The sequence below is a fragment of the Arthrobacter zhangbolii genome, assembly GCF_022869865.1.
Classification (GTDB): domain Bacteria; phylum Actinomycetota; class Actinomycetes; order Actinomycetales; family Micrococcaceae; genus Arthrobacter_B; species Arthrobacter_B zhangbolii.
In genome coordinates this window covers 1,956,207-1,977,476 of the sequence record NZ_CP094984.1, presented here as the reverse complement: position 1 = coordinate 1,977,476, position 21,270 = coordinate 1,956,207, and the positions used below count along the sequence as shown (strand labels likewise).

Annotated in this window: 19 protein-coding genes; 14 read left to right on the top strand and 5 right to left on the bottom strand. The window is 65.8% G+C overall.

The annotated features are described in order from the left end of the window. Positions 1-117: 117 nt before the first annotated feature. The gene (lepA, locus tag MUK71_RS09155) at positions 118-1,971 is read left to right on the top strand and encodes a translation elongation factor 4 (RefSeq protein WP_227901793.1); all 1,854 of its coding nucleotides are present in this window, start codon (positions 118-120) and stop codon (positions 1,969-1,971) included. Continuing rightward, positions 1,968-3,200: a radical SAM family heme chaperone HemW gene (hemW, locus tag MUK71_RS09150; protein WP_227927770.1), complete on the top strand. Its 1,233-nt coding sequence runs from the start codon at positions 1,968-1,970 to the stop codon at positions 3,198-3,200. Before lepA ends, hemW begins: the two co-directional genes overlap by 4 nt. A gap of 25 nt (positions 3,201-3,225) precedes the next feature. On the opposite strand, the gene MUK71_RS09145 is transcribed toward hemW, so the two are convergent. After that, positions 3,226-3,654: a DUF4870 domain-containing protein gene (locus tag MUK71_RS09145; protein ID WP_227901795.1), complete on the bottom strand. Its 429-nt coding sequence runs from the start codon at positions 3,652-3,654 to the stop codon at positions 3,226-3,228. Positions 3,655-3,771: 117 nt separating this feature from the next. After that, complete coding sequence (locus MUK71_RS09140) at positions 3,772-4,620, bottom strand: DUF3097 domain-containing protein (protein WP_227901796.1); 849 nt, start codon at positions 4,618-4,620, stop codon at positions 3,772-3,774. A gap of 212 nt (positions 4,621-4,832) precedes the next feature. Here MUK71_RS09140 and hrcA point away from each other — a divergent pair, with 212 nt between their 5' ends. The 3 genes from hrcA to MUK71_RS09125 all read left to right on the top strand — a co-directional run bounded on the left by hrcA (position 4,833) and on the right by MUK71_RS09125 (position 7,898). After that, positions 4,833-5,846: a heat-inducible transcriptional repressor HrcA gene (gene hrcA, locus MUK71_RS09135; RefSeq protein ID WP_227901797.1), complete on the top strand. Its 1,014-nt coding sequence runs from the start codon at positions 4,833-4,835 to the stop codon at positions 5,844-5,846. Positions 5,847-5,974: 128 nt separating this feature from the next. After that, the gene (gene dnaJ / locus MUK71_RS09130; protein WP_227927771.1) at positions 5,975-7,114 is read left to right on the top strand and encodes a molecular chaperone DnaJ; all 1,140 of its coding nucleotides are present in this window, start codon (positions 5,975-5,977) and stop codon (positions 7,112-7,114) included. A 1-nt stretch (position 7,115) separates the two neighbouring features. Beyond that, entirely contained in the window at positions 7,116-7,898 is a 783-nt protein-coding gene (locus MUK71_RS09125) for a 16S rRNA (uracil(1498)-N(3))-methyltransferase (RefSeq protein WP_227901799.1), read from the top strand. 24 nt (positions 7,899-7,922) lie between these two features. On the opposite strand, the gene MUK71_RS09120 is transcribed toward MUK71_RS09125, so the two are convergent. Beyond that, on the bottom strand, positions 7,923-8,900 hold the full coding sequence (locus MUK71_RS09120; RefSeq protein ID WP_227927772.1) for a GerMN domain-containing protein: 978 nt from the start codon (positions 8,898-8,900) through the stop codon (positions 7,923-7,925). Positions 8,901-9,256: 356 nt separating this feature from the next. Here MUK71_RS09120 and MUK71_RS09115 point away from each other — a divergent pair, with 356 nt between their 5' ends. From MUK71_RS09115 to MUK71_RS09080, 8 genes are all read left to right on the top strand, one after another. Then, a complete protein-coding gene (locus MUK71_RS09115) occupies positions 9,257-10,336 on the top strand; it encodes a PhoH family protein (protein ID WP_227901801.1) in 1,080 nt (359 codons plus the stop codon). Next, the gene (gene ybeY / locus MUK71_RS09110; protein WP_227901802.1) at positions 10,333-10,809 is read left to right on the top strand and encodes an rRNA maturation RNase YbeY; all 477 of its coding nucleotides are present in this window, start codon (positions 10,333-10,335) and stop codon (positions 10,807-10,809) included. Before MUK71_RS09115 ends, ybeY begins: the two co-directional genes overlap by 4 nt. A 20-nt stretch (positions 10,810-10,829) precedes the next feature. After that, positions 10,830-12,146, top strand: coding sequence for a hemolysin family protein (locus tag MUK71_RS09105; RefSeq protein WP_423724599.1), 1,317 nt, complete (start codon positions 10,830-10,832; stop codon positions 12,144-12,146). Then, entirely contained in the window at positions 12,139-13,068 is a 930-nt protein-coding gene (gene era, locus MUK71_RS09100; protein WP_227901804.1) for a GTPase Era, read from the top strand. Before MUK71_RS09105 ends, era begins: the two co-directional genes overlap by 8 nt. A 126-nt stretch (positions 13,069-13,194) precedes the next feature. Further along, entirely contained in the window at positions 13,195-14,706 is a 1,512-nt protein-coding gene (locus MUK71_RS09095; RefSeq protein ID WP_227927774.1) for an LCP family protein, read from the top strand. Positions 14,707-14,883: 177 nt separating this feature from the next. Beyond that, entirely contained in the window at positions 14,884-16,626 is a 1,743-nt protein-coding gene (gene leuA, locus MUK71_RS09090; protein WP_227901806.1) for a 2-isopropylmalate synthase, read from the top strand. A gap of 67 nt (positions 16,627-16,693) precedes the next feature. Then, a complete protein-coding gene (recO, locus tag MUK71_RS09085) occupies positions 16,694-17,443 on the top strand; it encodes a DNA repair protein RecO (protein ID WP_227901807.1) in 750 nt (249 codons plus the stop codon). 2 nt (positions 17,444-17,445) lie between these two features. After that, positions 17,446-18,261: an isoprenyl transferase gene (locus tag MUK71_RS09080; protein WP_227927775.1), complete on the top strand. Its 816-nt coding sequence runs from the start codon at positions 17,446-17,448 to the stop codon at positions 18,259-18,261. Here MUK71_RS09080 and MUK71_RS09075 read toward each other — a convergent pair whose 3' ends face one another. Further along, a complete protein-coding gene (locus MUK71_RS09075; protein ID WP_227927776.1) occupies positions 18,262-19,281 on the bottom strand; it encodes an alpha/beta hydrolase in 1,020 nt (339 codons plus the stop codon). It abuts the gene before it with no gap. A 78-nt stretch (positions 19,282-19,359) separates the two neighbouring features. Here MUK71_RS09075 and MUK71_RS09070 point away from each other — a divergent pair, with 78 nt between their 5' ends. Beyond that, entirely contained in the window at positions 19,360-20,427 is a 1,068-nt protein-coding gene (locus MUK71_RS09070; RefSeq protein WP_227927777.1) for a quinone-dependent dihydroorotate dehydrogenase, read from the top strand. Between the two features lie 168 nt (positions 20,428-20,595). Here MUK71_RS09070 and MUK71_RS09065 read toward each other — a convergent pair whose 3' ends face one another. Next, a complete protein-coding gene (locus MUK71_RS09065; RefSeq protein WP_227901811.1) occupies positions 20,596-21,189 on the bottom strand; it encodes a DUF3043 domain-containing protein in 594 nt (197 codons plus the stop codon). Positions 21,190-21,270 lie beyond the last annotated feature (81 nt).

Genomic DNA, 21,270 nt, shown 5'->3' with positions numbered 1-21,270 from the left:
GTGGGAGACTGTTAATTCGAAAGAACACCCATCAGCCCTCCGGGACTCCAGCACCGAATACCCGCGCACCCGCGTGATGCGTCGGAAAGTCCCGGGAACAGTAAAGGAACCGCCACAGTGTCACCTATGGCCCGCTTCTCGCCGGTGCCTGCCGCGACGGATCCGGCGATCATCAGAAACTTCTGCATCATCGCCCACATCGACCACGGCAAGTCCACCCTGGCCGACCGTATGCTCCAGTCGACCGGCGTGGTTGAGCATCGGAACATGAAGGCCCAGTACCTGGACCGGATGGATATCGAGCGCGAGCGCGGCATCACCATCAAGTCCCAGGCCGTGCGCATGCCGTGGGAACTGGATGGACAGTCCTATGCACTGAACATGATCGACACCCCGGGCCACGTGGACTTCACCTACGAGGTCTCCCGGTCCCTGGCCGCCTGCGAGGGAGCTATCCTCCTCGTGGACGCAGCGCAGGGCATCGAGGCACAGACGCTCGCGAACCTGTACCTGGCCATGGAAAACGATCTGACGATCATTCCGGTCCTGAACAAGATCGACCTCCCGGCAGCGCAGCCGGAGAAGTACGCCGAGGAACTCGCGAACCTGATCGGCGGCGATCCGGCGGATGTCCTGAAGGTCTCGGGCAAAACCGGTGTGGGCGTGGAGGACCTGCTGGACAAGATTGTCCGCGACATTCCTGCCCCGGTCGGAGATCCGGATGCCCCTGCCCGGGCCATGATCTTCGACTCCGTGTATGACACGTACCGCGGCGTGGTCACCTACGTTCGCGTGATCGACGGTTCACTGTCCCCGCGCGAGCGCATCCAGATGATGTCCACGCGCGCCAGCCATGAACTCCTGGAGCTCGGCGTCAGCTCACCCGAACCCACCCCGTCCAAGGGACTGGGTGTTGGTGAGGTGGGGTATCTCATCACCGGTGTGAAGGATGTCCGCCTGTCCAAGGTGGGCGACACCGTCACCAACCTTGCCAAGCCGGCCACCGAATCGCTGCCCGGTTACGCCGATCCCAAGCCCATGGTCTTCTCCGGGCTGTACCCGATCGACGGCGCCGACTACCCGGTGCTGCGCGACGCCCTCGAAAAGCTGATGCTCAACGATGCCGCCCTGGTGTACGAACCCGAGACCTCTGCGGCGCTGGGCTTCGGTTTCCGTGTTGGTTTCCTGGGCCTCCTTCACCTGGAAATCACCCGTGAACGCCTTGAGCGTGAATACAACCTGGACCTGATCTCCACCGCACCCAACGTGGAATACGAGGTGACGCTTGAGGACAAAAAGGTCGTCAAGGTGACCAACCCCAGCGAATACCCCGAAGGCAAGATCAAAGAGGTCCGCGAGCCGATGGTCTCGGCCACGATCCTGGCGCCGAGCGAATTTGTCGGCGCCATTATGGAGCTGTGCCAGGCCCGCCGCGGTGTCCTGGGCGGCATGGACTATCTCTCCGAGGACCGGGTGGAAATCCGGTACCGTCTGCCGCTGGCGGAGATCGTCTTCGACTTCTTCGACATCCTCAAGTCCAAGACCCGCGGTTACGCCTCGCTGGACTGGAAGGCCGACGGCGAGCAGGTGGCGGACCTGGTCAAGGTGGACATCCTGCTCCAGGGCGAGCAGGTGGACGCCTTCAGCTCCATCACCCACAAGGACAAGGCCTACAGCTACGGCGTGATGATGACGGGCAAGCTGCGCGAACTCATTCCGCGCCAGCAGTTCGAGGTGCCCATCCAGGCCGCCATCGGTTCCCGCATCATTGCCCGCGAATCCATCCGCGCCATCCGCAAGGACGTGCTGGCCAAGTGCTACGGCGGCGACATCAGCCGTAAGCGCAAGCTGCTGGAAAAGCAGAAGGAAGGCAAGAAGCGCATGAAGATGGTGGGCCGCGTGGAGGTCCCGCAGGAAGCCTTCGTGGCAGCACTTTCCTCCGACGAATCCAAGGACAAATCCAAGAAGTGACACCCAGCGCACTGCCCCTCGGGGACCCGGCACCCGCCGACGGTCTTCTCCCCGCCCAGGCCGCGGACGGAGCAGCGGACCGGAATTTCGGGCTCTACGTCCACATTCCGTTCTGCTCCGTCCGCTGCGGCTACTGCGACTTCAACACCTACACCGCCACGGAACTCGGCGGGGGAGCCTCGCAGGCCGCCTATGCCGGCACGGCTGAACGGGAAGTGGTTTTCGCGGCCGACGCCATGCGGCGCTCCGGCCTGCCGGAGCGCCGCATGGGCACGGTCTTCTTCGGCGGCGGCACGCCCACGCTGCTGCCGGCTGAAGACCTCGCAGCTATCCTGCGCACCGCCGTCGACCAGTGGGGACTGGAGCCCGGCGCGGAGGTCACCACCGAGGCCAACCCGGATTCGGTCACCCCGGAGTCCCTTCAGCTGCTCGCGGACGCCGGGTTTACCCGTGTGTCCTTTGGTATGCAGTCCGCGGTGCCGCACGTTTTGGCGGTCCTGGACCGCACGCATACGCCCTCGCGGGTGCCGCAGGCGGTGAAGTGGGCGCGCGAAGCCGGCCTGCACGTCAGCGTGGACCTGATCTACGGGACGCCGGGGGAGTCCATGGCGGACTGGAAAACCTCCCTCGAGGAAGCGCTGAGCTACGAGCCTGACCATATCTCCGCTTATGCGCTGATCATCGAAGAAGGCACCAAGCTCGCTGCCCGGATGCGGCGCGGGGAGGTTCCGCCCATTGACGACGACGACCACGCGGACAAGTACGTCCTCGCCGACGAGATGATGAGCGCCGCCGGCCTGTCCTGGTACGAGGTCAGTAACTGGGCACGCACACCTGCTGACCAGTGCAGGCACAACCTGGCCTACTGGCGCAGCGATGACTGGTGGGGGATCGGCCCCGGGGCGCACTCCCATGCAGGCGGTGTGCGCTGGTGGAACGCCAAGCACCCCACGGCCTACGCCCAGCGGATTGGTGCGGGCGAGTCGCCGGCGGTCGGGCGGGAGACGCTCGACGCCGACACCCGGTATGTGGAAGACATTATGCTGCGCACGCGGCTGGCCGAGGGGCTGGACCTGTCCAGGCTCCGGGAACCGGGGCGGCTGGCGGTGGCAGGACTGATGGCTGACAGCCTGGTTGATCCGCGTGCCGCGCTGACGGGACGGGTGATCCTGACCGGCCGGGGGAGGCTTCTGGCCGACGCCGTGGTCCGGCGGCTGCTGCCGGACTAAGCAGCGCAGCTTCCGGGGAAGATGCCTACTTGATGCGGCGCAGGTTGAACGGGTAGCGGTAGGGCCTTCCGCGGTTGCACTCAATGCCCGCGATCACGGAGGACACGGCAACGTAGACCCAGATCAGGGCGTTGAGCACGGCAAAGAATCCGCCGACAACAGGGATGAAGGACAGCATCCAGACAATCAGGGCAGCAATGCTGGGCGGAAGCGTGAAGTTAAGCGCTTCCTTTGATTCCTGGGCGGTGAACGGTCCGCGGTCGCGGAAAACAAGGTAAATGATCAGCGACGGAACAAAAGCAAGGATGCCGCCAAAGTGCGCCATGGTTGCCCACTGCCGGTCTTCGGAGGCGGTCAGGGGCAGGGCGTTGGCCGGTGCCCCCTGATAGACAGGGCGTTGTCCGCTGCCGTGTTCATCCGGTCGTGGCTGGTGATTCTGGCGTGTGTTGGACACGGCGTAATTTCCTTCTGACTCGTGCTGACACAGGGTCGGTCCGCTACTACGTATTGAACAAGAGTACTGGCTGGGCCGCTTTATAACGGAACGGCGACGGCGGATGAGTCGTGTGTCTCATTCCGGCACGGTCAGGAAATCGATGACTTCCTCGACCCTGCCCAGCAGCGACGGTTCCAGATCGGCGTAGGTGTTTACCTGCCCAAGGAGCTTCTTCCAGCCCATGGCCACATCCGTGTGGTCAGCGTGGGGCCAGCCCAGTCCCTGCAGGATCCCGGTCTTCCAATCCAGGTGCCGGGGGACCACCGGCCAGGCGCTGCGACCGATCACCGAGGGTTTAATGGCCTGCCAGACATCCACGTAGGGGTGGCCCACAATCAGTACGTTCCCGTGCGCGCCGGGGCAGGTCATGGCTTCGGCGGCGATGCGGGACTCCTTGGAGCCGGGTACCAGATGGTCCACCAGGATGCCGAGGCGGCGCCCCGGGCCGGGAGCGAAGTCCTTCACCGCGGAATAGAGGTCATCCACGCCGTGCAGGGGCTCCACGACAATTCCCTCCACCCGGAGATCATCACCCCAGACCTTCTCCACCAGCTCGGCGTCGTGCTTGCCTTCCACCCAGATACGGCTCGCCCGTGCGGTGCGCGCGCGCTGGTTGGCCACCTTCACCGAACCTGACGCCGTGCGTGCCGGACCGGCTTTGGTGCCGGCCGCCTGCGGGGCCGTGACCTCCACGGGCTCGCCCTCCAGCAGGAAACCAAAACCGAGCTCAAAGGATTTTCGCTTGCCGCGGCGGTCCTCCAGCACCATAAGGTGCAGCCCGCCGGACTTTTCCACCCGGATCACCGCTCCCACCCAGCCGGTGGCGACGTCCTCCAGGACCAGGCCGGATTCGGCACCGACTTTGCGCAGGGTGGTCCGGGCCGGCGCAGTAATGTCCTGCGGGCCCCAGGAGAAGTTGGACACGTTGCTTGCCTCGCTACTGTTGCTGAATCAGGGAGCTGACCGCAGCGGGGCCGCGGATCCCTCAATGCTAACAACGCTGCCGTTCCGTACTAGACTTAGCACTTGAACACTGTGAGTGCTAAGCGGCGCCCCGGCGGCGCAGGTGCTCCGCACGCCGCATCACAAGGACGCGCCCTTCTGATGCGCCCGCCAATTAACAGGGAGGGAAAACCATGAGTGAGCCACGCCGACTCGAGGTCCTCCGTGCCATTGTTGAGGATTACGTCCATTCGCGTGAACCGGTGGGATCCAAGGCCCTGGTGGAACGCCACCACCTGGGAGTGTCTTCGGCGACGATTCGCAATGATATGGCGGCCCTGGAGGAAGAAGGGCTGATTACCGCCCCGCATACCTCGGCAGGACGCATCCCCACCGACAAGGGCTACCGTCTGTTCGTGGACCGGATCTCCGACGTCAAGCCCCTCTCGGCACCCGAACGCCGCGCCATTTCCTCCCTGCTGGAGGGTGCAGACGACCTCGACGACGTGATGGACCGGACCGTGCGGCTGCTGTCCCAGCTGACCAACCAGGTGGCGGTTGTGCAGTACCCGCACCTCGGCAATGCCAAGATCCGGCACATCGAGTTTGTGCTCCTGGCCCCGGCCCAGGTGCTCGTGGTGCTCATCTCCACCACGGGCCGGGTGGAGCAGCGGGTTATCACGGTCCCCGAACCCGTGACCGAACCCGACCTTTCGGACCTCCGCCAGCACTTCCTGTCCTCTCTGGCCGGGACGCCGCTCAGCAGCATCACCGGCCACGTCGCCGAAGCCCTGGCGACCGTTCCGGCGGCGCGCCGCCGGGTTGCCGACGCCCTCGGGCACAGCCTGGAGCTGCTCGCCGGAATTAACCGGGAGGACCGCATGGTGATGGCCGGAACGGCCAACCTTGCCCGCTCCACGGTAGACTTCCCGCTGACCATCGGCCCCGTGCTGGAAGCCCTGGAGGAACAGGTGGTAATGCTCCGGCTGCTCTCCGAAATGGAACAGGACGCCCGGGGTGTTGCCGTCCGGATCGGACGGGAAAACCCGTACGGAGGCCTCTCCGAAGCCTCCGTGGTAGCCACCGGCTACGGGCCGGATGCCTCCGCCAAGGTCGGCATCCTGGGCCCCACCCGGATGGACTATCCCAACACCATGGCAGCGGTCCGTGCCGTGGCCCGATACTTGTCCCGAATACTGAATAACTAGGCTTATTGAACTCCACGCGGCCAGCCGTTGGCGGGCCGCCCGCCGGCCGGGAAACCTGCCGGACTCCAAACAACGCCTTCAGCCATGAAGGCAGGTAATGCAGGCAATGCAGGAAGCGATGTGCACGAGTGAGCGATCACTACCAGGTTCTGGGCGTCGGACGAGACGCCACCGGTGAAGAAATCAAGAAGGCGTACCGGAAGCTTGCCCGCAAGCTGCACCCGGACGTCAACAACGCTCCCGGTGCCGCCGACGAGTTTAAGGCCGTCACGCACGCCTACGAGGTCCTCTCCGATCCCGAGAAGCGGCGTATCTATGACACCACCGGGAACGAAAACGGAACCGACAACGGTTTCGGCGGTGGCGGCTTCGGCGGCCAGGGCTTTGGCTTCCAGGACATCTTCGACACCTTCTTCGGCGGCGGCGCACCCGGCGGCGGCCGGGGCCCGGCCTCGCGCAGCCGGCGCGGCCAGGACGCCCTGATTACTGTTCGGATTGACCTCAAGGATGCTGTCTTCGGCGTCAACAAAAAGATCGACGTCGACACCGCCGTGGTATGCCCCACGTGTGACGGGTCCTGCTGCCAGCCCGGCACCTCCCCGCGTACCTGCGACATCTGCCACGGTACCGGCCAGGTCCAGCGGGCGGTCCGCTCCATCCTGGGCCAGGTCATGACCTCGGCTCCCTGCGGCACCTGCAGCGGTTTCGGCACGGTCATTCCGGATCCCTGCCACGAGTGCTCCGGCGAGGGGCGCGTCCGCAACCGCCGCACGCTGAACATCAAGATCCCGGCCGGCGTCGCCACCGGAACCCGGATCCAGCTGAGCCAGCAGGGCGAAGCCGGCCTCGCCGGCGGACCCGCCGGTGACCTCTACGTGGAAATCCGGGTCAATAATGACCCCACCTTCCTGCGCGAGGGCGATGACCTCCATGCCACCCTGACGGTGCCGATGACCGCCGCAGCGCTGGGCACCACGGTCACACTGGACACTTTCGACGGCGAACGCGACGTCACGGTCAAGCCCGGCACCCAGTCCGGCGAGGTCACCGTGCTCAACGGTCTCGGCGTCACGCACCTGCGCGGCCACGGACGCGGCGACCTGCGCGTCCACCTGCACGTGGAAACCCCGCAGAAGCTGGATTCCGAGCAGGAGGAACTGCTCCGCCGGCTGGCCCAGCTGCGCGGTGAGGAATACAGCGAAGGCCGGCTGAACAGCTCGGGCACCGGCGTATTTGCCAAACTGCGGGACCGGCTGGGCAACCTCTGAGATGACCAACCCCATCTTTTTCGGGGACCCGGCGCAGGTGGCCGCGGCCAGTCCGGGGGACACATTCCGCCTGGAGGGGCCTGAGGCCCGGCACGCCGTTTCCGTCAAGCGCATCAGTGCGGGCGAAAACGTGGACATTGTCGACGGCGCGGGCCGGCGCCTCACCGGTACCGTGTCCGCGACCGGGCCCTCGCTGCTGGAACTGAGCGTGGAACACGCGGCGGAGGAACCACCGGCAGCAGTTCGTTTCATCCTGGTCCAGGCCCTGGCCAAGGGGGACCGGGATGAGCAGGCAGTGGAGGCAGCCACTGAACTGGGCGTGGATCACGTCATTCCGTGGCAGTCGGACCGCAGCATTGTCCGTTGGAAGACGGAAAAGGCGGTGAAGGGGCAGGCCAAGTGGCAGGCCCTGACCACGGCGGCCGCCAAGCAGTCGCGCCGCGCCTGGATTCCCGGCGTGGAACCCGTCCTGGACAGCCGGGGCCTGGCCCGCCGGCTCGCGGACACGGACCTGGTCCTTGTGCTGCATGAGGAAGCCGACGCGCCCCTGGCGGACGCGGTGCGGAACCTCCCGGGCCGCAGCGCAGACGCAACCGGCAGGACGGCGGCGCCGGCAGAGATAGCGATAGTGGTCGGTCCGGAGGGCGGGATCAGCGCGGCAGAACTGGAACTGCTGCGCGGCGCCGGGGCGCTGGCTGTACGGCTGGGACCGCATGTGCTGCGCTCCTCCACCGCCGGTCCCGCAGCCCTGGCAGTGCTGAACCAGCTGCTGGGCCGCTGGTAGCGGAACGAAGTCCCGCGCCCGGTGTCAGCTCTCCGGGTCTCCCGGCGCTGCAGTGACCGTGATGCGTTTGGAATCGCCTGCCGCCTCATGGCCCTTGTAGTACACCTTGAGGCTGTAGGTGCCGGGGGCCAGGGTGGTTGAGAAGGTGAATTCCCGGGTGGAACCCGGTCCTTCGTGGAAGTCGACCCGGCCGGAGGCCACGGCGTCCGAGGAGGGCCGGCCATCCACTACGGGTTCGGCCCGCCAGTACAGGCCCTCCGGCTGCGATGCGGCTGTGCCGGTGACGGTGAGCGAGGTGGGCCGGACCTGGGATTCCTGCGGATCAATGATCCAGATGGGGGCTACCAGGGACGGATCGCGCCGCAGCGGTTCTTCCAGGGATTCGTGGCCGAAGGCACGGTAGCCGGCTTTGCCGTCCACCAGCACCACCACGGTGCTTTCCTGGCCTACCGTTGTCAGTCCGGCGTTCACCGCCGCGGCGGTGGCGGTGTACACCAGTTGCTGCACCGCTCGGTGGGCCATGCCGGCGTCCAGGGATCCCTTGAAAGCCTTCGACGGGATGTCCACCGTGATGACGTTTTTGCTGGAAATGGAAGCGGTCACCTTGTCCGCGGGCTGCCACGGCGTGAAGTAGTCCTGATCCAGCGGCTTTCCTGCCGTCATGGCGCGGACCGCTTCGCCGATGGGGTCGCCGGTATTGTCGGACTGCAGGAATTCGCGGTAAAGGCTCACCGTGGTGTCGTTCAGTCCGAGCCAGTAGACGGGCATCAGCGTGCCGGAGCCCGCTTCCGCCGGCGGTGAAATGGTCATTGGTGCCAGGCTGCGGGACTCGGCGCTGAAGGCCGTGGGCATGGTGGTGGTGGGATACTCCGCCACCACTCCGCAGCCGCCCGTGGCCAGCATTGCCACGAGCAGTGCGGCACCGGCGCCCGCACGGACCAGCCTGCGGCTGCGGCGGGCGGCGTCAGGGGAGGATGCTCGGCCCGGCAACAGGGTGACCATCAATCCTCCTCAGGCGGTCGGGGCAAAATGTACGTCTTCAACCTTTACATACGGTTTAGGGCCATCCGGCGCCGTTTGCGGCTGGCGTCCGGACTGAAACACGATTGAGACATCACCGTTGCGATGCCGAGATATTCCGGCTCAACTCCCGCCCGGGGCGGGGCACATCAAGTAACATTTAGGTAGCCGGCAGACCCGCCGGCGCCGTTGCGCATCGGAAATAACCGGCGCCGTGCCGGCGTTGACATTTCGGGGTGCTGCGGGCGCGAGCCGGCGGCACCCGGCGACTGCACCATTCCAAACTCTGAACGCGACTTACCAAAAGGGGCGATGAAAGGCCTGCGAGGGCCGACTATATGACCGAATCTTCAATGGAAATCGGCACCATCCGGCGGGACACCCAGACCATAGTCTTTGATTCCACGGAACACATGGTCCAGTCGCTGGGGGCCAATGACGAGGCCCTGCGGATCATTGAGGCGGCCAACCCCGAGGTGAGCATGCTGGTGCGGGGCAATGAGCTTTCCGTGTCCGGCCCGTCCGCGGACGTGGAGCAGACGGTGCGGCTGGTCAACGAAGTGCGGATCCTGGCCCGCAACCAGACCCGGGTTACGCCGCAGGTCCTGGAGCAGCTGATCAGCATGCTGCGGGACCAGACCGCCGTCCGCCCGGCGGATGTCCTGACGCAGAACATCCTGTCCACGCGCGGCAAGACCATCCGGCCCAAGACCCTGAACCAGAAGAACTACGTGGATGCGATTGACCGCAACACGGTGGTCTTCGGCATCGGCCCCGCCGGCACGGGCAAGACCTACCTGGCCATGGCCAAGGCCGTCCAGGCGCTGCAGCAGAAGGAAGTCAACCGGATCATCCTGACCCGCCCCGCGGTGGAAGCGGGGGAGCGGCTCGGCTTCCTGCCCGGCACACTCAGCGACAAGATTGATCCTTACCTGCGTCCGCTGTACGACGCCCTGCACGACATGATGGACCCGGAATCCATTCCGCGGCTGATGGCGGCGGGCACCATCGAGGTGGCACCCCTGGCCTACATGCGCGGCCGGACCCTCAACGATGCCTTCATCATTCTCGACGAAGCGCAGAACACCACGCCGGAACAAATGAAGATGTTCCTTACCCGCCTCGGCTTCGGCTCCAAGATGGTGGTCACGGGTGACGTCACCCAGGTGGACCTGCCGGGCGGCACTGCCTCCGGGCTGCGCATCGTCCACGACATCCTCGGTGACATTGACGACGTCGCGTTCTCCGAGCTGCAGGCCGTCGACGTTGTGCGGCACCGGCTGGTCAGCGACATTGTTACTGCCTACAGCGAGTGGGATGAAACCCGCCGGCTGAGCCGGACCCCGGCCGAAGGCGGCGGCGGACGTGCCAACAACCGCGGACTATCCAATCAGCACGGGCGGGAGGCCCGTAAATGAGCATCGAAGTCAATAACGAATCCTCAGCCCCGGCCATTGACGAGGAAGAGCTGGCCCGGCTGGGCCGGTACCTGCTGGACAGCCTCTACGTGCATCCGGAAGCGGACCTGTCCATCATCCTGGTGGACGAGGACGCCATGGAGAAGCTGCACATCGAGTGGATGGACCTTCCCGGCCCCACAGATGTCCTCTCCTTCCCCATGGATGAGCTGCGCCCCGGCACGGCAGGACGGATAACTCCCGCCGGCGTGCTTGGCGATATTGTGCTCTGCCCGCAGGTGGCAGCCCGCCAGGCGCAGGATGCCGGCCACGAGACCCAGGACGAACTCCTACTCCTCACCACACACGGCGTGCTCCACCTGCTCGGCTATGACCACGCCGAGCCGGAGGAGGAGAAGGAGATGTTCGGCCTCCAGCGCCGCCTGCTCTCTGCCTACACGGGCAAAGAAGCGCCCAAGGAGACGCGCAGTTGAGTATTGGCGTCCTGATCGTTATGGCCATGGCGTTTATGTTCCTGGCAGGTCTGCTGACCGCTGCGGAATCCGCCTACGGCTACCTTCCCCGGCAGGACGCCGAGGCGTTGCTGAACGGCAAGGCCGGTGCCCCGCTGCGGCGCATCCTTGCCCACCCCGTGGCCCATATGCACGCCCTGCGGTTTTGGCGTGTCTGGTTTGAAATGGCCATGGCGGTGTCCGTGGCCACCCTGTTCCAGCTGGTACTGGACAACATCTGGCTCGCCGGGCTGCTGGCCACGGTCACCATGGCAGCCGTCGGTTTCGTCCTGGTGGGCGTTTCACCCCGGCAGATCGGGCGCAAGCACGTCACCGCCGTCGTCGTGATGACGGCGGGACTGGTGCGGGTGCTGCGCGCGGTGCTCGGACCGGTTCCCGGCTGGCTGGTCCGGCTCGGAACCGCGGTGGCACCCGGCACCCAGGGACCGGATGCCGCCTTCTTCACCGAAGAGGAATTCCGCGAACTGCTGGACCGCGCCTCGGATGCGGACATGATCGAGGACACGGAAGCGGAACTGATCCACTCCGTCTTCGAACTCGGAGACACCAAGGTCAGGTCGGTGATGGTCCCGCGTACCGACATGGTCTGCATTGACGCCGGCAGCAGCCTGCGCCAGGCCATGTCCCTGTTCCTGCGCTCGGGCTATTCCCGGGTCCCGGTGATCGAGGACAGCGCGGACCATCTGGTGGGCATCCTGTACCTGAAGGACGTTGCCGCCCAGGTCCACAGCGACCCGGATCACGCCTCCGTGCAGAAGGTTGAGGACTTTGCCCGGAGCGTGCGCTACGTGCCCGAGTCCAAGGCCGTCAGCGAACTGCTGCAGGAACTGCAGCGGGAGTCCACCCACGTGGCCATCGTCATCGACGAATACGGCGGCACCGCCGGACTGGTCACCCTCGAAGACCTGATCGAAGAGATCGTCGGGGAGATTGTTGACGAGTACGATTCCGAGCGCCCCGAGATAGAAAACCTGGGCGGCGGCCGCTACCGGGTGAGTTCCAAAGCCGGTATTGATGACCTCGGTGAGCTCTTCGACGTCGAACTGGAGGATGATGAAGTGGACACCGTGGGCGGTTTGCTCGCGAAGGTCCTCGGCCGTGTCCCCATTGTCGGCAGCGAGGTAGAGGTCGAAGGCATCACCCTGCACGCCGAGCGCCTGGAGGGACGCCGGAACCGCGTCTCCCACGTCCTGGCGTGGAAAGCGGCCCCTGCAGCAGAAAACGAAGAATCCCGCGACGACGGCAGGAACACTGCCCACCGCTCCCGCTCTACAGAATTGGTACCCCGAAATGACTGACCCGAAATTCCGCGCAGGATTTGTTTCCCTGGTGGGCCGGCCCAACGCCGGCAAGTCCACTTTGACCAATGCGCTGGTCGGTTCCAAGGTGGCTATCACCTCCGCCAAGCCGCAGACCACCAGGCATACCATCCGCGGCATCGTGCACCGCGAGGACTCCCAGCTGATCCTCGTGGACACTCCCGGCCTGCACCGCCCGCGTACCCTCCTGGGCAAGCGGCTGAACGAGCTGGTGGCAGACACGCTGGCCGAGGTGGATGCGATCGGTTTCTGCCTGCCTGCCAACGAGGCGGTTGGCCCGGGTGACCGCTACATCGCGGCCCAGCTGGCGGCGTTGAAGCGTACCCCCGTGATCGCCCTGGTCACCAAGACGGACCTGGTGGACCGTGCGGCACTGGCGAAGCAGCTGATGTCCGTCACGGCGCTGGGCAATGAGGTGCTCGGCGAGAAGGGGTGGGCCGACGTTGTGCCCGTCTCGGCTGCCGACGGGTTCCAGGTGGATACCGTAGCCGACGTACTGGTAGGCCACATGCCTGCCTCGCCGCCGCTTTACCCCGACGGTGAGCTCACTGACGAGCCTGAAGCCGTTATGGTCGCCGAACTCGTCCGCGAGGCCGCCTTGGAAGGCGTACGGGATGAACTTCCTCACTCGCTGGCCGTTGTGGTGGAGGAGATTGTTCCCCGGGAAGGGCGCAGCGAGGACAACCAGCTGCTGGACGTACGGGTCAACCTCTACGTGGAGCGTTCCTCCCAGAAAGCCATCATCATTGGCCGCGGCGGATCCCGGCTGCGCGAGGTCGGTACCGCCGCCCGCCGCGGTATTGAAGCGCTCCTGGGCACCCGGGTCTACCTGGACCTGCATGTGAAAATAGCCAAGGACTGGCAGCGGGATCCCAAGCAGCTCGTCAAGCTGGGCTTCTAGGCCCGGCCGGTCCCTGCCTCCGGGCAGCGGGCCGGGCCGGAAGCACCGGCAGGGGTCTGTTCCCAGCAGCAGCCCTTACACTTTGAACATTCGTTTGAGCATATCGATTCATGAAGGGGACCGGCTATGTCATCTCGCCGTGCCGCAACGGGCGGCGGCCCCTCGGGAAAATCTACCGGAGGGTCGGGCGCTTCCGCCGTACCCGGCGGCAGACACCTGTCCCGCAGGGCGTCCGCCGGCCACCCGGTTCTTAAGGGCATTGCCGCGTTCCTTTCCCTCGTGCTCGTCGCCGGGGTTGTCTTCGGCGTGGTCCAGGTACTGCGCCTGCAGGGCAACTTCGATACACAGCCGCTGAACCTGGGCTCCGGCGACTCAGTGGAGCAGGTGGATGCCAACACTGATCCCATGCAGATCCTGGTCCTCGGCACGGACCAGCGTGACGGCCAGAATTCGAACAACTCCGATGTCATGATGCTGGTCAACCTTTCGGCCGACCGTTCCAACGTGACCGTTGTCAGCTTCCCGCGTGACCTGCTGGTTCCGCTGCCGCAGTGCCAGGATCCGGAATCCGGCCTTGTCTACGAGGCCATGGACCTGGGACAGCTGAACGGAGCCCTGGGCAACGGCGGCCCCGGCTGCACGGTCGCGGCCATCAACGAGCTGACCGGCCTGACCATCGACCACTTTATGATGGCTGACTTTGATGCCGTAGAAGAACTGTCCAATACGCTGGGCGGCGTGGAGGTCTGCGTCAATCAGCCGGTGGATGACCCGCTTTCCGGCCTGAATATCCCCGCCGGTGTCAGCAGTATCCAGGGTGAACAGGCCCTGGCCTTCCTGCGGACCCGGCACGGTTTCGGCAACGGCGGCGATGAGGGCCGTATCCGTGCCCAGCAGAGCTTCCTCGCCTCCATGGTCCGCAAGGTCAAGGACGAAGGCACGCTGAACAACCTGCCCAAGCTGTACTCGATCGCCGAGACTGTCACCAAAAACCTCACTGTTGATGACGGCCTGGCCCAGATCCCGGACCTGGTATCCCTGGCCACCCGGCTGAAGGATACCGACCTGGGCAGCATCGCATTCGTGACGGCGCCCGTGGTTCCGTACGAATACGATCCGAACCGCCTTGTCCTCGACGAACCCAACGCCCAGCCTCTTTTTGACGCACTTCAGGCGGACAAGGGCATCACCAACGGCACGGAAGAAACCCCGGCACCGACGGATGCCGCCACGGAGCCGGCAGCACCGGTTGAGGAACCGGCTGTCACAGTGGATCCGGCTGCCGTTCCCGTGACCCTGCTCAACGCATCCGGCACTGCCGGACGCGACTCTTCCGTAGCTCAGTCCCTGGTGTCCCAGGGCTTTGTCCAGGCCCTCGCCGGCGGCACGGCCGCAGCGGAGAGCCCGGCAACCCAGGTGTTCTTCGGCTATGGCTATGAAGAAATGGCACTGGAAGTGGCACGGGTCCTGAATATCCCCGATGTTCAGGTAGTGCTGAGCCCTGCCGCGGCCGGCGTGTCCGTGGAAATCGGCGCCGACTTTGCCTCGGGTTCGGCCATGAAGGACCTGGGCGATCTGGGGGACCTGAGCGGACAGACCGCAGCGCAGGTTACGTGCCAGTCCGCCTTTGGGAACTAGCGTTTGAAGCCGCGTAAGAGGTGCGTGTTAGTCTGATCACGTGCACGCAGAGACCCTACTTCTTAGCTGCCGCGGCGAGGCCACACAAGCACCTGCTTAGGCCGGTTCCTCGCTGCGGAGTTTGTGTTGCCGGCCACTCTCTTGCGAAGTTCGATTAGAAAAGGCCCTTTCAACACCATGCGTAACGCACAGCAGACATCCGGCATGCCGACGTCGAAGTACACCCCGTTCCACGAGCAGATCACGGTGGACCTGCCGGACCGGACCTGGCCGGACAAACGGATCAGCAAGGCACCGCGCTGGTGCGCCGTAGACCTGCGGGACGGCAACCAGGCGCTGATTGACCCGATGACCCCCGAGCGCAAGCACAAGATGTTTGACCTGCTCGTCAAAATGGGCTTCAAGGAGATCGAGGTCGGGTTCCCGTCAGCCTCCCAGCTGGACTTCGACTTTGTCCGCCAGCTGATTGAGGGGGACCGGATTCCGGACGACGTCACCATCCAGGTCCTGACCCAGTCCCGGGAACACCTGATCGAGCGCACCTACGAGTCCCTCGAGGGAGCGGACCGCGCGATCGTCCACCTCTACAACTCCACGTCGGTGCTGCAGCGGCGGGTAGTGTTCAACACCGACCGGGACGGCATCGTTGACATCGCCCTCTCCGGTGCAAGGCTGTGCAAAAAGTATGAAGAACAGCTGCGCGGAATCGATCTGACCTACGAATACTCGCCCGAGTCCTACACCGGCACCGAGCTGGACTTCGCCGCACGGATCTCGGACGCCGTGGCTGAGGTCCTGGAGGCCTCGCCGGACCGGCAGATGATCCTGAACCTGCCCGCCACGGTAGAGATGACCACCCCGAACGTCTACGCGGACTCCATCGAATGGATGCACCGCAACCTCGCCAGCCGCGATTCGGTGATCCTGTCCCTGCACCCGCACAATGACCGCGGAACCGGCGTCGCAGCCGCTGAACTGGGCTACCTGGCCGGCGCGGACCGCATTGAAGGCTGCCTCTTCGGCAACGGCGAGCGGACCGGCAACGTGGACCTGGTAACCCTGGGCATGAACATGTTCAGCCAGGGCATTGATCCGCAGCTGGACTTCTCCGACATGGACGAAATCCGCCGCACGGTGGAGTACTGCAACCAGCTGCCCGTTCCCGAGCGTTCCCCCTACGGGGGCGACCTGGTCTTCACCGCGTTCTCCGGCTCGCACCAGGACGCCATCAAAAAGGGCTTCGAGGCGATGGAAAAGGACGCAGCCGCCGAGGGCAGGACGGTGGACGAGATCCCGTGGGCCGTGCCGTACCTGCCGATCGACCCGAAGGACATCGGCCGCAGCTATGAAGCCGTGATTCGGGTTAATTCGCAGTCCGGCAAGGGCGGGGTTGCCTACCTGCTCAAGCACGAACACAACCTGGACCTGCCGCGCCGCGCGCAGATCGAGTTCTCCGGCGTCATCCAGCGCCGTACCGACACCGCCGGCGGCGAAATCACCGGGGCGGAGCTGTGGAAGGTCTTCCAGGACGAATACCTGCCGCACACCCCCGAGTCCGACGGCGAGGCGTGGGGACACTACGAACTCACCTCGGTGAACGCGGATACCCCTGCGGACGGCCGCTTCAACCTGACGGCCACCCTGAGCGCGAACGGGGTGTCGCAGCGGCGGATGGCCAGCGGTACCGGCCCCATCGCGGCGCTGCTGGAAATCCTGGGCCAGGACGGCATCGACGTCCGGCTGCTGGACTACACCGAGCACGCCCTCTCCGCCAGCGGAAACGCGCACGCCGCAGCGTACGTGGAACTGGCCGTGGGGGAGCGGGTGCTGTGGGGCGTCGGTATTGACGCCAACACCACCATGTCTGCCCTGAAGGCAGTGATTTCGGCAGTCAACCGGGCCATCCGCGACCAGGCCTGAGCACCGTCGGGGCGCGCCCGGACGGCAGCAGTCCGCCGGGCGCCCCGGGACGTGGGAAAATAGCAGCGTGGCAAAATCCTTTGCATCCCGCACCTACCGGGATGACGCAGTGGTCCTGCGCACGCACAAGCTGGGCGAGGCGGACCGTATCCTGGTCCTCCTGACCCGGGAACACGGCCAGGTACGCGCCGTGGCCAAAGGCGTGCGGCGGACCTCCAGCAAATTCGGTGCCCGGCTTGAACCGTTTATGGTCGCGGAACTGCAGCTCTCGCACGGCCGGAACCTGGACATTGTGACGCAGGCGCAGACCAAGGGGGCCTACGGGCACGGGATAGTCGCCGACTATGCCCGCTACACCGCCGCGGCCGCCGTCGCCGAAACCGCTGAACGCCTCACCGACATTGACGGTGATTCGGCGAAGGCCCACTACCAACTGGTCATCGGTGCGTTTGCCGCGCTCAGCCGGGGCGCGCATGCCCCGGAACTTATCCTGGATTCCTACCTGCTGCGGGCCCTGGCCACTGCCGGCTGGGCGCCGAGCTTCACCGAGTGCGCCCGCTGCGGTGCCCCCGGGCCGCACACGGCGTTTTCGGCGCCGCTGGGCGGGGCCGTCTGCGCAGCCTGCCGTCCCCCCGGCTCGGCGTCGCCGTCACCGGAAACGATGACGCTGCTGGCCGCCCTGCTCAGCGGTGACTGGAACACGGCCGATGCCTCCGGCCCGCAGCCGCGGCATGAGTCCGCCGGGCTGGTAGCCGGCTATCTTCAGTGGCACCTGGAACGGGTGCTGCGGTCCCTTCAACATGTGGAGCGTGTCTGACCTTGCGTTCGAAATCCGCGGCCGGTGTCCCGGCAGGATCCCCCGGCTACCCCGCACCCCACCCGTCCGGCGCTCTGCCTCCGGCGGTTCCGGCTGAACTGGTGCCCGCCCATGTAGCCATTGTGATGGACGGCAACGGCCGCTGGGCCAACCAGCGGGGACTGCCGCGCACCGAAGGCCACCGGGCGGGTGAAGCTGCGCTGCTGGATGTGATGGCCGGGGCCATCGAAATGGGGATCCGGCACGTGTCCGTCTACGCGTTCTCCACGGAGAACTGGAAACGGTCACCCGAAGAGGTCCGCTTCCTCATGGGCTTCAGCCGGGACGTGCTGCGCCGCCAGCGGGACCAGCTCAACGAATGGGGTGTACGGATCCGCTGGTCCGGCCGCCGGCCACGGCTCTGGCAGAGCGTGGTCAGGGAGCTGGAGGTCGCCGAAGAGGCCACCCGGGACAATACCGTCTGCACCCTGAACATGTGCGTGAACTATGGCGGCCGGGCGGAAATTGCCGACGCCGTGGCTGCGATCGCCGCCGACGTTCAAAAGGGCCGGCTGCGTCCGGGCTCCATTAGCGAGAAAACCATCCAGAAATACCTGGATGAGCCGGACCTGCCGGACGTTGACCTGTTCCTGCGGACCTCGGGGGAGCAGCGCCTCTCCAACTTCATGCTGTGGCAGTCCGCATACGCCGAAATGGTCTTTATGAACACCCTCTGGCCGGACGTGGACCGGCGGACCCTGTGGGAGGCCGTGGAGATTTACGCCCGCCGGGACAGGCGCTATGGCGGTGCGGTGGACCAGGCCGCCACCGCCCTCTGACTAGCGCCCGAGCATAAACGCCCCGGCCCAGCGTGCCAGCCCTGCATATACGCGGGTACGCACCGGAAGGGCTGAGAGCAGGGTGTCGTGCAGGGCGCCGTCATACCGGAACACGGTAACCTCCGGGCCCAGCAGCAGGCCGCGCTGGACCATCAGGCCCACGTCCAGCACGCTGTCGGTGCTGAGCATCAGCGGATTCCAGGTAGGCGCGATCGTGGAGGCAGCCGAAGCCACGAGCAGGACCGGCACCCGGATGTCCAAACCGCGGGCCACCTGCGCGTGCCCGGCCAGCACAGCCTTGATCCAGCCGGCGCGGACCGGAAAGCTGAACGGCGGGCGCCAGGCAGGATCCACGTTCCACTCACCCTCCATCTGGGCGCTGATGCTCCGGTAGTAGAAGCCGAACTCCGGGATCTTCAGCCGGGCCAGCGGGCGCCGCCGGGCCACGGGTTCCAGCAGCCCGTTGGTCGCGAAGCGAAGCATGGCACTGCCGCTGAACTCCAGCCACGGACTGTTCAGGATCAGGGCCCTGATCCGCCCCGGGTTCCGGTGGGCCCACAGCGAGGCCACCAGCCCGCCCGTGGAGTGGGCCATCAGGGTGGTCCGCACCGCAGTGTCCGAACCGAAACGGTTCCTGAGATCGGTGTCCATGGCGGCCAGGGCAGCCTCAATATCGGCGTCATATTCCTGCAGGTCCGCGACATAACCCTCCGACTGCCCGGGGCGCAGGCTCCGGCCGTACTTGCGCAGGTCCACGGCGTAGAACGCCACGCCCTGCGCCGCCCAGAAGCGGGCCAGCTCGGTCTGGAAGAAATAGTCGCTCCAGCCGTGAATATAGAGGACGGCGTCCACGCCGCCCACAGTGCGGACGGGCAGGACGGCCGCCAGATCGGCCGGAGGAACATAGGAAACGAGGGTAGCCGCAACGGGGCCTTCCGCATCCTCTCCCAGGTCAAGGGTCAGGCTGCGGAATCCGTCGCCGAGAATGTCCGGAATCCAGTCCGCCTGCGTCTCACCCATGGTTTCGAGAATAGTCGACCCGGCGTAGGGGTTAGCGCGGGGTTTGGTTGCCGGTCCGGGTTCTGGAATCTTTAAGCCATGCGCATTTATCCTGCCTTTTTCCGTCTTGTGTTCTCCGGGATGGACCCCGAACGTGCCCACCGGATCGGTTTCACCCTGATCCGCACCGCCGCACGTACCCCCGCCGGGCCGGTGATGCGGCGGCTGATGAGCCCGTCCCCGAAGCTCCGGACCCGGGCCTTCGGCATCGACTTTCCCTCACCGTTCGGGTTGGCGGCCGGTTTCGACAAGGAGGGATCCGGCATCCTGGCGCTCACCAACCTGGGTTTCGGGCATGTCGAGGTGGGCACCGTGACGGCGCAGGCCCAGCCGGGCAACCCGAAGCCACGGCTATTCCGCCTGGTTCAGGACCGCGCCGTGATCAACCGGATGGGGTTCAACAACGACGGCGCCGCGAAGGTGGCGCCCCGGCTCGCCTCGGCCCGGGCCGCCCTGGCCCGGACATCCGGTGTGGGACGGCCGGTGATCGGCGTGAACATTGGCAAAACCAAGAAGGTGGACCTGGCGGATGCCGTGGAGGATTACCTGCTTAGTGCCCGGGAACTCGCTCCGCAGGCCGACTACCTGGTGGTCAACGTCAGTTCCCCGAATACTCCCGGCCTGCGGCTGCTGCAGGACATCGAGTCGCTGCGCCCGCTCCTGACCCGGGTGCGGGAGGCCGCGGATGAGTCCGCCGGGCGCCACGTACCCCTGCTGGTGAAGATCGCCCCTGACCTCAGCGACGCCGATATTGACGACGTCGCCGATCTGGCCCTGTCCCTGCAGCTGGACGGAGTGATTGCCACGAACACCACCGTCACCCGGGAGAACCTGGTGACGGATCCGGAAACCGTAACCGCCTGCGGAGTCGGCGGACTCAGCGGGGCCCCGCTGAAACAGCGTTCCCTCGACGTCCTGCGCCGCCTCCGCAACCGGCTGGGAGCGGACGGCCCCGCCATCGTGTCCGTCGGGGGAGTGGAGACGGCCTCGGACGTGAAGGAACGCCTTGATGCCGGGGCCACGCTGGTGCAGGGATACACGGCGTTCCTCTATGAGGGACCGTTCTGGGCTGCCCGGATCAACCGCAGCCTGGCCCGGTCCCGCTAGGCGGGCGCCGCGCAGAGGAATCCGTACCCCGGGCGGGCCCGCGCATCAGACTCGTCCGCCCATCAAAAAGGGACCACGCATCAAAAAGGGTCAGCCCATCAAAAAGGGACCGCCCATCAAAAAAGGGACCGCCGGAAGGCGGTCCCTTTTTGATGCGGTGCGTGGGGATCAGGAGGGGTACTGTCCGCGGCTGACCTGCGGCTTCGGCAGGCGGAAGCGGCGCAGCTGGAGGGACCGGGAGACCCCGTACCAGACATCCCCGGGATTGGGGGCCCCGAACTTGGCGGTCAGGCGCTTCCTGATCTGCCGGCGCAGCATAAAACTGTCGGCGATGACCAGCAGGATGAGGACCCAGAAGGCCGCCATCACAATCAGCTGGACATCGATGTTCCGGATGAAGCTGAAGAGAACAAACACCAGGGCGGCAATCATGATGAACTCGCCAAGGTTCCACCGGGCATCCACTATGTCGCGGACAAAGCGGCGGTTGGGTCCCTTGTCGCGGAGCGGCAGGTAGCGCTCCTCACCGGTGTCCAGGGCCCGGCGGGTCTTCATGCGTTCTTCGCGCAGGGCCTCGCGGTTGGCAGCCTTGGCTGCCTTCCGGTCATCGGGTACCAGCGGGCGCCGGCGGGCAGCCTCCTGGTCCTTGCGGCGGGGCGTGGGCGCACCCTTGCCGACCCGTTCCGTTGCACCGGCTTGTGCGGCGGCTGCCTGGTCCACAGTTTCCTGCGCGGTGGGCGCTTCATTCTTTCGTCCAAACACACCCCAAGGATACCGCGAATGATCCGCCGGAAACTCCGTTTGCAGTCCGGGGGAGCGGCGGGTAAAGCCTGTGCTGCTGCC

Excerpts from the sequence above, each read along its gene's own strand:
- hrcA (WP_227901797.1), top strand. The coding sequence starts at position 4,833 with ATGAGTGAGCCACGCCGACTCGAGGTCCTCCGTGCCATTGTTGAGGAT.
- MUK71_RS09125 (WP_227901799.1), top strand. The coding sequence starts at position 7,116 with ATGACCAACCCCATCTTTTTCGGGGACCCGGCGCAGGTGGCCGCGGCC.
- MUK71_RS09120 (WP_227927772.1), bottom strand. The coding sequence starts at position 8,900 with ATGGTCACCCTGTTGCCGGGCCGAGCATCCTCCCCTGACGCCGCCCGC.
- MUK71_RS09115 (WP_227901801.1), top strand. The coding sequence starts at position 9,257 with ATGACCGAATCTTCAATGGAAATCGGCACCATCCGGCGGGACACCCAG.
- ybeY (WP_227901802.1), top strand. The coding sequence starts at position 10,333 with ATGAGCATCGAAGTCAATAACGAATCCTCAGCCCCGGCCATTGACGAG.
- MUK71_RS09105 (WP_423724599.1), top strand. The coding sequence starts at position 10,830 with ATGGCCATGGCGTTTATGTTCCTGGCAGGTCTGCTGACCGCTGCGGAA.
- era (WP_227901804.1), top strand. The coding sequence starts at position 12,139 with ATGACTGACCCGAAATTCCGCGCAGGATTTGTTTCCCTGGTGGGCCGG.
- MUK71_RS09095 (WP_227927774.1), top strand. The coding sequence starts at position 13,195 with ATGTCATCTCGCCGTGCCGCAACGGGCGGCGGCCCCTCGGGAAAATCT.
- leuA (WP_227901806.1), top strand. The coding sequence starts at position 14,884 with ATGCGTAACGCACAGCAGACATCCGGCATGCCGACGTCGAAGTACACC.
- MUK71_RS09075 (WP_227927776.1), bottom strand. The coding sequence starts at position 19,281 with ATGGGTGAGACGCAGGCGGACTGGATTCCGGACATTCTCGGCGACGGA.
- MUK71_RS09070 (WP_227927777.1), top strand. The coding sequence starts at position 19,360 with ATGCGCATTTATCCTGCCTTTTTCCGTCTTGTGTTCTCCGGGATGGAC.